This window comes from Limnospira sp. PMC 1279.21 (assembly GCF_032349615.1).
In the GTDB taxonomy this organism is placed as follows: domain Bacteria; phylum Cyanobacteriota; class Cyanobacteriia; order Cyanobacteriales; family Microcoleaceae; genus Limnospira; species Limnospira fusiformis.
The window spans coordinates 19,411-32,144 of sequence record NZ_JARPLU010000044.1 but is presented as its reverse complement, the minus strand read 5'-3'; the positions used below and the strand labels follow the sequence as shown (position 1 = coordinate 32,144).

Sequence of the window (12,734 nt, the reverse complement as noted above, 5' to 3'; positions counted from 1 at the left end):
AAGTAGTCGGGTTTTTGGGGGGTTGGGCAAAAGAAACCCGGTTTCTAGCAGCATCTGGTGTTTATTCACAAAAAATCAAGAAGGAAACCCGGTTTCTGAGAGTTTATGAACCCAGCCGGTAAACCTGGGATAATTGCCCTAGCTTGACATCAAACGATGCGGTTTCATCACAGCCAGCCTGTTGATTGATGCGAACAATCAAATAATCAGAAAAATCAGCATTTCCCGACTTCATTTTATGAATTGCCCAAGCGATATCATCGGAATTTTCAAATACAAAAATATTGGTATTTAAGAGAGTTTATAGGATAGTAATGAGTTGGTCTCGCTTAATTTTATACCGACTGCGTAATACCCAAGCAACTTCACAAAGGACAATATTATTAATCAAGCAGGTTTGATGATTTTCTAGGGCTTGATTGATGTATCGATCCGCTTGCTGCCATTGTGATTCATCGTCTCGGACTAGAAAGCGGACGATGACATTGGTATCCAAACCTTTCACATCGATTCTCCTGCCCCTTCAGCAATGGCTTGTTCCATTTCCGCTAGAGAAACGGGTTTTCTGTCTGGATCGTAGAGACAACCCGATAAGGTACGGACATCAATTTTAGCGGCTTTGGGGACGGGTTCTAAATAGACTTTGCCATCAGGAGAAATGGCGATATTAATCGGGTCTCCCGGTTTTAATTGCAGCCAGTCGAGAATTTCTGGGGGAATCGTTGCGGTTCCCTCTGGGGTAATTCGGGTCAGTGCCATAAGGGGGTAATTTAATGGGTTGGATGCCATCTATTTTAACGGGAATGTAGCCGAATTGTGCATCAAATCCCTAAAATAGCGGGTTTGGGCAAAAGAAATCGGGTTTCTGGCAGCATCTGGTGTTCCTTCACCAAGATTTAAGAAATAAACCCCGTTTCTGAGTGTCTGGAATGGGGTAAAATGGGAGTGCTATACCCTACCCGGTGCGCGGCTATGGATGAAGAGCGATCGCAGGCTTATTTATCCCTGATTCAAGAACTCCTCAACTGTCCGGGGGAAGCACTGCAAATCCTCAACAGTCATCTGGAGTTGGTGGATGAGGGGTTTGTGCAGGTGTGCGAGTGGGTGGCGGCGCAGTTGCAGGGGGTGTGATGGTTGCGGTATATTTAGATGTGTGTTGTCTCAATCGCCCCTGCTCAAGACGGCTCGCAGACATGAACACCAATTAAAGGTAGCTATTCGTAATCCGGTGGTGTGGCTGATTGAGGTTTTACAGGAGCAGTAAACAGGAATTTTTCATGATGAACGCATTAGAGTTAAGAGAAAAGGGCTATCAGATTTTAGTCAGTCATTTGGGACAGTCTGATGTGATTCGATTTTTGCAACAAATGGGTTGTGGACAGGGAGATTATACCCAGGAAAGGCGCGAGGTTTTAGAGTCTGTGACGCGGGAGGAGTTTTTGGATGAGTTACGCAAAATCAGAAATCTTGAGTAGTCGGGTTTTTGGGGGGTTGGGCAAAAGAAACCCGGTTTCTAGCAGCATCTCTGTTCCTTAACAAAAATTTAAGAAATCAACCCGGTTTCTGAGTCGCGGGGATGGGTAAAATCGGGATGGTGTTCCCAAGCCATAAAACAGGGAGTGATGCAGGAATTTAACCGGGAGAACTCGCCTAATATGAGCGATCGCCTCAGAATTTACTTAGATGCTTGCTGTCTCAATCGTCCATTTGATAATCAAACCCAGCCGAGAATCGCCTTAAAGAACCTGTAAAACTAGGATTTTCTGGATATGATGCCACCCATATTGCTAGTGCAGAGCGAAGTAATGCCGATGTATTTTTATCCACAGACGATCGCCTAATAAACAGAGCAAAGCGAAATATTAAAACGATAAATGTTGCCATCCAAAATCCCGTACAATGGCTAATGACTGTCAACCCCAAATAAAAAGCAATTATGAGCAAGACACAACAAGAAATCATCAAACAAGGCTATCAAGTCCTAATCAATTCCTTGGGAGTTGTTGATACAATCCGGTTTATTCAATACTTTACTCATGGTCAAGGCGACTATACCCAAGAACGCCATCAGTTTCTCGACCAAACATCCTTAAATGAGATTCTGCTGACCATGAAAAAACAGCCAACAGACAACAGCACCCAATACGACGAAATAATTGATAATTGATAATTGGGTGTTCTGGCAAAAGAAACCGGGTTTCTGGCAGTCTCTCGATTCCTTCACCCAGATTGAACAAACCAATCCCGTTTCTGAGGGTTCGGTTTTGGTAATATCGGGTAAAATATGAACTAGATTCGTCCGGCTAGTTAGTGGCGAGGTTAATTGATGAATAAAATCACCCTAGAAGAAGTAAGTCAAAATTTAAGCAATTATCTGCAACGCGCCCAAGCTGGAGAAAGTTTTGTGATTTTTCAGGCAGACCAACCTGTTGCTAAAATTGTTTCGGCGAAATCAGAGGGGATTTTAGAGGCGTTTGATGCGTTTCGCGATCGCCTTGTAGCCGAGGGGATAAACTTAGAAGTTGATGATATTTTTGCCAATGTTCGGGACGACACCCCCACTCCTGAAAAGCCCGGGTGGTGATGAGGATGAAATTTCTCCTAGATACTAACATTATTTCAGAAAGTATTAAGCTCCAGCCCAATCCGGCTTTTTTAGCGCAGTTTCGACACAATTTGCCAGAATCAGCGATCGCATCAGTGACATGGCATGAGCTTCTTTATGGGTTTCATCGCTTGCCCGAGTCGCGACGAAAAAGACTTTTGTCTCATTACTTAACCCAGGTCATCCAGAATAAAATGATTATTCTGCCCTACTGCGATCGGGCGGCGGAATGGTTTGCCATTGAACGGGCGAGATTGACCACTTTGGGTCGAACACCTTCCTACCCGGATGGACAGATTGCAGCGATCGCCAGGGTTAACGATTTGGTTCTAGTGACTCGTAATGTCTCAGACTTCGCTGATTTTGATGGATTAACCCTTGAAAATTGGTTGGCTTAGATAAAGAAACCGGGTTTCTCGCAGCATCGCTATTGCTTGACAAAGATTTAAGAAAGAAACCCGGTTTCTGAGGTTTGGGAATGAGGTAAAATAACCCGAGTGCTATTCCTTGGTGCTAGGTTATAGATGAACGAGGAAGGATAAGCGATGAAAATTATTGATATTAACCAAGCCTTACCGCAAATTATGGAACTGATAGAAATGGCTTTTGCCGGAGAAGAAATTATCATCAGTAAAAATAATCAGCAAACCATTAAAATTGCTCCCGTTTTATCACCTCAGCCGCGTCCCCCTTTATTTGGGTGCGATAAAGACCGGATTTCCCTCCGGGATGATTTTGATGAACCCTTGGATGATTTTCAGGACTATATTTAATGCGGTTACTCCTGGATACTCATACGGTTCTCCGGTTTTTTATGGGAAATTCTCGGTTGAGCGACAAGGTGCGTGATTTGGTCGAAGACGGTCATAATCATAAACTGATTAGTATGGCTACGGTTTGGGAGATGTCCATCAAACAGAATCTGAGTCTCTGGGATGAGGTAAAATCAGAATACTATCCCCTACCCGGTGTGCCCCTGAAGAAGATGTTATAAATCATTTAGGATTGCTATAGGCTATGGATAAAAAGCGCTCTAGGATTTAAGAAGACGAACAAAACCCGCTCGATCGAAATGACGATCGCTAGTTAGAGCGTTGGTAATTTCTAATTGTTGCATGATTATAAATGATGTGGCATCAACCAGTGACCAATTTTTATCTAACCGCTGTTTTAAAAGTTCCCATGCGGCATTTTCAATCTGCTGATTGACGCGAACGAGTTGCAAATAAGGAGCAGATTGAATCGCATCAATATATCAATATATTTAAAAATTTGGGGGCGAGGAACTCTAAGTGGACTATTGGGCAATGCTACAAGTTCAAGGACAATATAGTTACTTGTCACCATTAAGTATTTTTGTTGTCTAGCTTGAGTAAACCATTCTACTGCATACTGATGAGCCGGTTCAGTTTTGATAAATAAGTTGGCCCAGCCAGAAGTATCAACAAATACACTATTATTCACTGGGCAACTCCCGTGAATAAATGGCTTCGCCAATATAGTCGTCGTGGCGAGATGCAATATCGTTATTTTCAGCGCTTAATGTGCCAATCAGTGCGGCAATTGGATCGTCAGGTTGGGTAGCTAAGTCCTCTAATGATTTTAAGATCATTGCTTCTAAAGAGAGGTTGATAATTTGAGCTTTGTATTCTAAACGTTGGCTCAGATCGTCGGGAAGTTCAAGGTTGATTTTTCGAGTCATTTTAATCAAGATGATATGAGTAATTAAGGGCTTGATCTTAACTTAAATTGCTGATACAATTAAACCACCAGTGCGATTCATTTTTCAAGCGGGTGACTCGTGCGGCGATCGCCAGGGGGTGATTTTCAGTAGGTTGCCGAGTCATGGTCAGGGTTGAGTTTTCAGATGATTGGAGCATCAGGATGATTATAACCCATCTTGTCAGAGAAAACTGAGTTTTGAGCCGCTGGAAAAGAAACCGGATTTCTAGCCGCATCTCGATTCCTTCACTAAGATTTAAGAAATAAACCCCGTTTCTGAGTGTCTGGAATGGGGTAAAATGGGAGTGCTATTCCTTACCCGGTGCGCGGCTATGGATGAAGAGCGATCGCCCGCTTATTTATCCCTGATTCCAGAACCGTTGATTGACCAGTTTTCGATAGAGAGTTCTTGGATAATGCCAAAATCAGACTGGTTGCACGTTAGGAGGGTGGCATTTTGAACCAGAGCGATCGCCGCAATTTTCAAGTCCATATTCAGCCGTTTTGCGCCATTCTTGTCCGAGTTGAATCACCGCTTCAAAGGTGGGGTCATTAGCGTGACTCCCAGCAATGCGTTCCCACCAGGGTTGTTGTGGTGAGGTGACGGTGGCTAAGACTTGTTTAATTTGAGTGAGTTCAAGTTCCAAGCGGGTGACTCGTGCGGCGATCGCCTGGGGCTGATTTGGAGTAGGTTGCCGGGTCATAGTCAGGGTATAAGTTTTCAGGTGATTTGACTCTGTTGGATTATTATAACTCATCTTTTCGGGGAAGAAACCGGGCTTCTAGTCGCCAGAAAAGAAACCGGGTTTCTGGCAGCATCTCTGTTTCTTCATAAAGATTTAACAAAGAAACCCGGTTTCTGAGTCTCTGGAATGGGGTAAAATCGGGGTGCTATCCCCTACCCGGTGTGCCGCTATGGATGAACAAAGAGTGCAGGCTTATTTCTCCCTGATTCAAGAACTCCTCGACTGTCCCAGTGAGGCAAACGAACTTCTCAATGCTTTTGATCGGTTCGGGTTGCTGGATGAGGGATTTGTGTATGTGTGTGAGCTTGCGGTGAAACAGTTGCAGGAGAGGGGAGAGGAGCCTCCTGCAGTGTTTCTGCAAACTGTGGCGAAGGATGTAAATGCCTTTTTGGTAAGGCGGGGAAACAGAGGAAATCAACAAGCAGCATTAGAGCAATTTTGGCGACAACTACTGCAAGCGGAAATGGAGGGTGATACAGCCGCAGTACATCAGGTGATGCGACAAAATATGGGGTTGATTGTTCCCGCTTTGGGGGATGTTATTGCCCAGTTTGTGCAGAGAGTTCTAGCTCAGTCTCCTGACCAAGTGGAAGTGATTGTAGGCTTAGTCGAAAATACCTGCACCAGTATTCAACAATTTCCCCATGGTCGGTATTCGGAAGCTTTAGAAATTGCGACTCGCGGCTATGGAGTGCTGCGGCAACTGTGGGCGGACAACCCCGGAAAACGGGCGCAAACCCTGAATAACCTCGGAAATGCTCGCCTTACTAAAGCCCGCTTGGGCATCAACCCCGCCGCCAATCTCGAAAGTGCGATCGCCGCCTACAATGAAGCCACAGCGATTAGTCGGCAGTTGGGGTTAGCAAAAGACCTCTCGGATACCCTGAATAACCTCGGAAATGCCCGCAGTATCGAAGCTAATATTGGCATCGATCCTGCCGTTAATTTGGAAAAGGCGATCGCTGCCTACAATAAAGCCGCAGAAATTCGGCAGCAGCCCGGATTAGAAAAAGACCTATCCCAAACCCTGAATAACCTCGGAAATGCCCGCCTCACCCAAGCCGAGATGGGCATCAATCCAGCAGCTAATTTAAAAAGTGCGATCGCCGCCTACGATGAAGCCAATGCCATTAGGCGAGAGTTGGGGTTAGACAAAGACCTCTCCAGTACCCTGAATAACCTCGGAATTGCACGCAGCACCCAAGCCGAGATGGGCATCAACCTCACGGCTAATCTGGAAAGTGCGATCGCTGCCTACAATAAAGCCGCAGAAATTCGGCAGCAGCCCGGATTAGAAAAAGACCTATCCCAAACCCTGACGAACCTCGGAAATGCCCGCCTCACCCAAGCTAATATGGGCATCGATCCTGCCGTTAATTTGGAAAAGGCGATCGCCGCCTACGATGAAGCGGCAAAAATTAGCCAGCAGTTGGGATTAGCCCGCGACTTAGCAAGAACCCTAAATAACTTTGGTTTTGCTTACCAAGCTCAATCTCGCCTAGCTGGGAACAGTTCCACCCAGACCCAACAAGCCTTAGAAAATGCCTACCAGAGTTTCCAGGAAGCCCTAGACCGGGTGGAATATCTCCGGGGTGAAATTGGAGCCGATAGTGAGGGCTATAAACGCAACTTTAATGAAGAATGGAACAAAGTTTATCGCGGCATGGTGGAAGTCTGCCTAGAATTGGGCAGATATCAGGATGCCATTGAATATGCCGATCGCAGTAAAGCCCGCAACCTAACCGAACTCATTGCTACCCGTGACGCATACCCAGGGGGAGAAATTCCCGCCAAAGACCGCCAACGCTTGCAAGAACTGCGTCAAAAGATTTCTGAAGAAGACCGCCGCCTCAAACAAGACCCCAACCCCGATTATACCCACATCAACCAACTGCGGGAAGAATTCCAAACCAAATATCCCTATAAACCTTTGAAATTCTCGGATATTCAATCTCTCCTTGACGATAAAACCGTCATCCTAGAATGGTATCTCCTGAATGACAAATTTCTCACTTTTACCCTTACGAACCAAACCCTTAATCTATGGACATCTTCCGAGAAAGACAGACAAAACCTCATCGACTGGACTGATATCTACATCAACGACTACCGCCGCAACAACAGTCAATGGCGAGACAGTCTCCCACAACGCCTAGAAACCCTCGCCCAAATTCTACATCTGGATGAAATCTTGCATAACCTGCGGCAACAATTCCCCAACTGCCAAAAAATCATCCTCATCCCTCATCGCTACCTGCACCTGTTCCCCCTCCATGCTTTACCTGTTCATCTTCCCTCATCCCCCAACCCCCTTCTCCCAGATGGGGAGAAGGGGGCTAATTTCCCCTCTTCTCCCCTCTCCCAACTTGGGAGAGGGGCTGGGGGTGAGGGCCTCCTACAAGACCTTTTCCCCAAAGGCGTGGGTTATGCCCCTAACTGCCAAGTCCTGCAACAAGCCCAAAACCGACAACGCCCCCACTTTAACCGCCTCTTCGCTATCCAAAACCCCACCCAAGACCTCCAATTCACGGATATGGAAGTCGAAGCTATCCAATCCCTGTTTAACCCCCACCAAGTCCTCAAACATGATGAAGCGGAAAAAGCCGCCCTTGATGCCGAAACCCTGAAAAATGCCCACTGTACCCACTTCTCCTGTCACGGCTATTTCAATTTTGAAGATGCCCTGAAATCCGCCCTCATCCTGGCTAAAAGCGAATTTACGCCCCCTCCCCCAACCGATGACCCTAGCCGCTATCTGCCCCTAGAAGACAACAAACTGCTAGACCTGCAAAAATGTCTCACCTTAGAGGATATCTTGCGCCTGGACCTAAGCAACTGCCGTCTGGTCACCCTCTCCGCCTGCGAAACGGGTATCACCGACTTCACCTCCACCAGTGATGAATATATCGGTTTACCCAGTGGCTTCATTTTCGCGGGTTCTCCCAATGTGGTGAGTACCCTTTGGGCGGTGGCGGATATCTCTACGGCGATTTTTATGATTCAGTTTTATCAAACTCTCCAGCAGTCTGACCTGTCGGTGGTTTTGGCGTTGCGACAGACTCAAACTTGGTTGCGGGAAGCGACGGTGCAAGATTTGTTAGACTGGATTGATAGCTGTGCCGTGATTAGTGAGGAACGGCGAGGGCAAATGAAATTTACCTTACAATGGGGGAAGACCGCCGAAAGTAAGCCCTTTTCATCTCCTTACTTCTGGGCTGCATTTTGCGCCATTGGACAGATAAATTGACCTGTATTGTATGAGGAAGAATCCCCAATGAATCCCCAAGATTTAATTGCTGCGTTTCTGGAAGTGTGGGACAGTAACCCGGATAATATTTGGCAAAGCTCAGGCGCTATCGAAGGCTTAGATCAGCTTAACGATAGTTTAGCAGCTTGTCAAGATAAGTCGGATTTGGAATTGGCGAATGAACTGGGGAAATGGTGTGCTTCCTATCCTCAACTGACTCAAAAAGTGATGGATAAGTTGGGGGAAAGGAAGCTAAAAGGTTCTGATAACGATTCCCCCAATACAGAGGACACGGCTTATATAAATCTCTATCCGAAAATTACGGAAATTCTGCTAACCCGCGCCCCGAAAATGGGCAAAAAAGAGGGTTAATCTTGATGGTTTTTATGGCAACTTTCAATAAACATCCGGTTTGGGAAAATTTATCAGAAGTTGTTAAGGGTATTGATGCTAATGCTCTGGTTGGGGAGCATTTGGCATTATGTGATTATCAAATATCCGGCTATTGGGATGAATGCGATCGCTTTTATGAAAACATCATCCTCCCTCGTCCTCTGTCGCCCGAATTAATCAGCAGCGGCGTGATTTTCAACGGAGATAAACGCCGCATTCAACTAAAATTTACCCTAAACATCGAAACCGCTACCCATCCCATCTCTATCGCGGAACTGATGTTAGTCTATGATGAAAACCTAGAATTTGTTGATGAAAATTGGCAAATTGACCTGAACTCGGAATTTATTAAAGTTCCATCTTAAAATCGTAGGTTGGGTGAAGCGACAGCGCAACCCAACAAATCCGGGTAAAATGTTGGGTTACATTGCATTCGGTCTAACCTACAAAGCGCTTAAAATCGTAGGTTGGGTGAAGCGACAGCGCAACCCAACAAATCCGGGTAAAATGTTGGGTTACATTCCATTCGGTCCAACCGACAAAGCGCCAACCAACAAATTCAGCCAAAACGAAAATAACTATTTTCGCTGCCCCTGCCTCCGCTTAACGCCAAACCCATAAACGTATAAATCAGCCACAGCATAGCCATAACGCTTTTTATTCCTTCTTTCAGCTATCAAACCAATTTGCTGCAATCTTTTTAAGAAATTTTCAAAAGACCAATTAGATTGATTAGCAACACTATCCCGCCATAAAGGCTCTAACTCTTCCACATTAAACAAAGAACTTAATTTATTCATACGCTCAAAAAATGCTAAGAATTCTGGATATTCATTTTTGATCGCATCACACCGTTCTTGAGAAGCAGCCTCCAAACCCTCAGTTAAAGACTTCCAACCTAATAAACGATTACTCGCTACATTTTTGGTTGGTGCGGCTAACTCTACCTCTCTGGCTTTCTTCAGTAAAATATTTAAAGAACGCGGATAAGTGTTGTTACTGGCATCAGTTAACCGGGAATACACCCATTGAGATACATAAGCATTTTTGCCCTTTTCAACCTTCAAACCCCATAACGGCCCCAATGCTTGACGTAAAGCATCTTCACTGGCTTCATCAATCTCATTATCCGTTAGGGGCCGAACACGGTTAGAAAGCATTTTGAAATCGATAGACCCCCCAATTGCTAAACGATAGGCTAAACGCAAAAAATCAATTTTTCCCCACTGCAATAGTAAAGTACGTGCTTCACCAAAATGACTTTTATTCGTGAAAATCAAATTACTCCAGATATCCTCTCGCAAAAATACTTTAAAACGAATATGATATAAACCTTGATTATTGAAATCGTAAATTAGACGCATCAACCCGCCCAATGCGGCTTGTTGGTAAGGACTATTTTCTTGAATATCCTGATCTAAATCATCATAAAGTAACCAGATTTTTTGTGCAACTTTACCCAAGGAGCGATCGTAATAACTCAAAGCATCTCGGCAACAGGAATTTAAATCGTCATCCGTGACAAATTCAACCAGTTTATCAGTATGTTTTGCTTCCCAAATATTGTACCTATCTAGGGAAAAGTTATATTTTAATCGAGACCGCAAACCTTTAAATTTATCCTGCTTCAATATTTCAAGGAATTCAGGAACTGAACGATAAATCCGAATAACAGCATAAGCCCGCCATAAGGATAACCAATCTTTTTGATGTTCATCAAGCTTTTGGTGAATTTGAGCAAAAACATCACCTGTGGGTCTAAATTGGTCACTATTGCCGTGGCCTGACAATATGGTTATATTTTCTAGCCGACCCCGTGCATACTTTTCAGCATTTTCACGATGCTGAGTAAATAAGGTGTATAGCGTTGACTTACCTGTACCTTTCCGCCCCCGAATTACCCAAACAGCATCGTCCAAGCAACGCTCAAAATCAGTTGTCTTTTGAAAAATTTTATCAAAATCATTGTCTAAAATACTAGCAGCATCACGTTCTGAAAAGGATAAAGATCTAAGTAAACTTAAACGGTTAGATGGATTAATTAGTGCGTCAGTTTCTAATACACTACTTTTTTCGAGTAAATAATTTGCAATGGGAGCGTAGTAAGGCAAAGCAGTCTCAACCGGAAACTGAGTTACACCCGCGATATTAGGATGATAAGGAATTTGGAACAGTTCTTTTTGCTGATCATTAGTTAACTCTAAAGAGTCTTTTATATTTTCAACTAAATTAGCGCCAATGATACCTTCAGGAACAGGGGATAACACTAATTTGACATCAGCATTACTCAGTTCATTTAAAGTGTTTTTCACAAAACGAACACCTTCAGCATTTTGTTCACTAGGATATAAGACGATAAAAATATCATCTGCCAGCCCTAACAAGGTGAAACCGCCCCATTCATTGAGGCCTGTTCGTGCATCAATCAGCATGATATCAGGTTGAAACTGCTCCCAAAGTTCCTGCTCAAACTGCAACCATGGATCATCAGCCTTATCAAAAAGGTGTGTAGTCGTCAACAGTGATAATCGTTGCACATATCTACGCCCAATATTTCCCGCAGGTACAACAAATAAAGGACGTTTAGAATGTGAATCGGTGACGCTATAGATAATGCCTTCCTCGCCCCCCAACTCAACTTGAGGTTGATGAACTTCATTTAAAAAACAAGTTTGGCGTTCCCATAAATAATCGACTAAACCTAGTTTTAAAGTGACTTTTTGAGGAGGGAGTAAAGTATGTAATCCCGGTGCCTCAACATCCATATCAACAATAACAACTCGCTTGCCAGAACGCATTAACTGAAAAGCAGTTTGGATTAATGCGGTAGTTCTACCGACCCCCCCCTTGTAAGAATAAAATACGACACGCTTGATCCGATGACTGTCTTTTTCGGAAAAAGTTTTGCCCGATGCTAACATATCCACAGCTTTTTGCCATGATGTCGGAATATCATTGTTTGTATCTGATAGTGCTATCCCTTGCTCGACTGCTTCATCAGGAGTATATAACTCAATGATGCCAACGGATAAATCAGCTTTTTTAATTAATGGTTCAACCTCTTGTAATCGCTCTGCCCTACTCTTTCCATTAAACTTTTCGGCAATAACGGTTAACAAAACAAAACCACCATCTCCAACATCCAGTTGAAAATTATGGGAGAATTTATGCTTCAGTTCCTCACGCAGTTTTGAGGGATTCATCCAATTCTTACCTCATTCTTTTCTAGCCAACCATAAACATAATCAAAGCTCTTTTTCCACTCATCCCGCTGAATGGATGATGCCTGATCTACATAACGTAAACCGATATAATCAACAGAGGTTGCACCAAGAGGGTAAATCAGACAGTTTAGGTGCTTTAGAAGTTGCTGATCTGATTTTGCCAATTTGAATAATTCTGGCATATGGCGTAGGGCTGTTGTCAAACTATGTCCTGGATTATGGATCTGCTGATTAAACATAGAGTCTTTCTTTCTGCGACTTTTTTCATCCCATTCACTGATGCTATGATAGTCAGCGAGCAATGACTTTAAACGACACTCAATACTAATGCCACCCAGATGCAAAGCGGCTATATTGTGGTCTTGTAGCTTCAGTAGAGCCTCAGCATCTTTTTTTCTTGCTAAACACGCACCAGCAAAATCTTCCATAACCAACTCAGATGTCACCTATCTAAAAAGCCACCAACTTTATAAGTAGGAGGGACTAATGATTTGTGAAATGCGGTAAGCTGTTAAATCCTGAAACCCTTGACCACTAAAGGTTACACAGGTTAAACCTATTTTACATTTAATTTTGCCTACCTACTTACTCAATTTATTTTACCACTTTCGATAATAATTAGCCTCGACGGTAGCACTCTCTGCATGAACCGGTCAATCAACCTAGATCCTCGCTCTGCCTCATTGTCAAGGAACCCCAATGGCAACTAACCCTCGCCGTTGAACTTAAAATCGTAGGTTGGGTGAAGCGAAGCGCAACCCAACAAATCTGGGTAAAATGTTGGGTTACATTCCATT

The 12,734-nt window shown here is 44.0% G+C and carries 18 protein-coding genes; 11 read left to right on the top strand and 7 right to left on the bottom strand.

Features of this window, described 5'->3' with window-relative positions:
- Positions 1-301: 301 nt before the first annotated feature.
- Together P5683_RS09250 and P5683_RS09245 are read right to left on the bottom strand one after the other, a co-directional pair.
- A complete protein-coding gene (locus tag P5683_RS09250) occupies positions 302-505 on the bottom strand; it encodes a PIN domain-containing protein (protein ID WP_008053946.1) in 204 nt (67 codons plus the stop codon).
- Positions 502-789, bottom strand: a complete 288-nt coding sequence (locus P5683_RS09245; RefSeq protein WP_315662834.1) for an AbrB/MazE/SpoVT family DNA-binding domain-containing protein — start codon at positions 787-789, stop codon at positions 502-504. Before P5683_RS09245 ends, P5683_RS09250 begins: the two co-directional genes overlap by 4 nt.
- Before the next feature lie 150 nt (positions 790-939).
- On the opposite strand from P5683_RS09245, the gene P5683_RS09240 reads away from it, so the two are divergent.
- The 8 genes from P5683_RS09240 to P5683_RS09205 all read left to right on the top strand — a co-directional run bounded on the left by P5683_RS09240 (position 940) and on the right by P5683_RS09205 (position 3,599).
- Positions 940-1,131, top strand: coding sequence for a hypothetical protein (locus tag P5683_RS09240; RefSeq protein ID WP_315645456.1), 192 nt, complete (start codon positions 940-942; stop codon positions 1,129-1,131).
- 146 nt (positions 1,132-1,277) lie between these two features.
- A complete protein-coding gene (locus tag P5683_RS09235) occupies positions 1,278-1,475 on the top strand; it encodes a hypothetical protein (protein WP_008053949.1) in 198 nt (65 codons plus the stop codon).
- A 147-nt stretch (positions 1,476-1,622) separates the two neighbouring features.
- Positions 1,623-1,751 (top strand): hypothetical protein, encoded by a 129-nt coding sequence (locus tag P5683_RS09230; RefSeq protein WP_315641830.1) that lies wholly within the window; start codon positions 1,623-1,625, stop codon positions 1,749-1,751.
- A gap of 185 nt (positions 1,752-1,936) precedes the next feature.
- Positions 1,937-2,167, top strand: coding sequence for a hypothetical protein (locus tag P5683_RS09225; protein WP_006623702.1), 231 nt, complete (start codon positions 1,937-1,939; stop codon positions 2,165-2,167).
- Positions 2,168-2,326: 159 nt separating this feature from the next.
- Positions 2,327-2,584 (top strand): type II toxin-antitoxin system Phd/YefM family antitoxin, encoded by a 258-nt coding sequence (locus P5683_RS09220; RefSeq protein WP_006623704.1) that lies wholly within the window; start codon positions 2,327-2,329, stop codon positions 2,582-2,584.
- Between the two features lie 5 nt (positions 2,585-2,589).
- On the top strand, positions 2,590-3,003 hold the full coding sequence (locus P5683_RS09215; protein WP_231296322.1) for a type II toxin-antitoxin system VapC family toxin: 414 nt from the start codon (positions 2,590-2,592) through the stop codon (positions 3,001-3,003).
- Between the two features lie 147 nt (positions 3,004-3,150).
- Positions 3,151-3,378: a type II toxin-antitoxin system Phd/YefM family antitoxin gene (locus P5683_RS09210; protein WP_006623706.1), complete on the top strand. Its 228-nt coding sequence runs from the start codon at positions 3,151-3,153 to the stop codon at positions 3,376-3,378.
- Entirely contained in the window at positions 3,378-3,599 is a 222-nt protein-coding gene (locus tag P5683_RS09205; protein WP_315639752.1) for a hypothetical protein, read from the top strand. The genes P5683_RS09210 and P5683_RS09205 overlap by 1 nt, the downstream gene beginning before the upstream one ends.
- A gap of 39 nt (positions 3,600-3,638) precedes the next feature.
- Here the strand turns inward: P5683_RS09205 and P5683_RS09200 are convergent, their stop codons facing one another.
- From P5683_RS09200 to P5683_RS09190, 3 genes are all read right to left on the bottom strand, one after another.
- Positions 3,639-3,830 carry a hypothetical protein gene (locus P5683_RS09200; protein ID WP_315639754.1) on the bottom strand — a complete coding sequence of 64 codons (192 nt, stop codon included), beginning with the start codon at positions 3,828-3,830 and terminating at the stop codon, positions 3,639-3,641.
- A 231-nt stretch (positions 3,831-4,061) separates the two neighbouring features.
- A complete protein-coding gene (locus P5683_RS09195; protein ID WP_315639771.1) occupies positions 4,062-4,307 on the bottom strand; it encodes a hypothetical protein in 246 nt (81 codons plus the stop codon).
- 445 nt (positions 4,308-4,752) lie between these two features.
- A complete protein-coding gene (locus tag P5683_RS09190; protein ID WP_315639755.1) occupies positions 4,753-5,031 on the bottom strand; it encodes a hypothetical protein in 279 nt (92 codons plus the stop codon).
- A gap of 211 nt (positions 5,032-5,242) precedes the next feature.
- Here P5683_RS09190 and P5683_RS09185 point away from each other — a divergent pair, with 211 nt between their 5' ends.
- From P5683_RS09185 to P5683_RS09175, 3 genes are read left to right on the top strand one after another with little or no spacing between them, the layout of a single operon-like run.
- On the top strand, positions 5,243-8,320 hold the full coding sequence (locus P5683_RS09185) for a CHAT domain-containing protein (RefSeq protein ID WP_315642395.1): 3,078 nt from the start codon (positions 5,243-5,245) through the stop codon (positions 8,318-8,320).
- 27 nt (positions 8,321-8,347) lie between these two features.
- Positions 8,348-8,692 (top strand): hypothetical protein, encoded by a 345-nt coding sequence (locus P5683_RS09180; protein WP_006668545.1) that lies wholly within the window; start codon positions 8,348-8,350, stop codon positions 8,690-8,692.
- A 14-nt stretch (positions 8,693-8,706) separates the two neighbouring features.
- Positions 8,707-9,078 carry a hypothetical protein gene (locus P5683_RS09175; RefSeq protein ID WP_315639758.1) on the top strand — a complete coding sequence of 124 codons (372 nt, stop codon included), beginning with the start codon at positions 8,707-8,709 and terminating at the stop codon, positions 9,076-9,078.
- A 213-nt stretch (positions 9,079-9,291) separates the two neighbouring features.
- Here P5683_RS09175 and P5683_RS09170 read toward each other — a convergent pair whose 3' ends face one another.
- Together P5683_RS09170 and P5683_RS09165 are read right to left on the bottom strand one after the other, a co-directional pair.
- Positions 9,292-11,916, bottom strand: coding sequence for a P-loop ATPase, Sll1717 family (locus P5683_RS09170; protein ID WP_315639759.1), 2,625 nt, complete (start codon positions 11,914-11,916; stop codon positions 9,292-9,294).
- On the bottom strand, positions 11,913-12,365 hold the full coding sequence (locus P5683_RS09165) for a hypothetical protein (RefSeq protein WP_006623724.1): 453 nt from the start codon (positions 12,363-12,365) through the stop codon (positions 11,913-11,915). Before P5683_RS09165 ends, P5683_RS09170 begins: the two co-directional genes overlap by 4 nt.
- Positions 12,366-12,734: the final 369 nt, after the last annotated feature.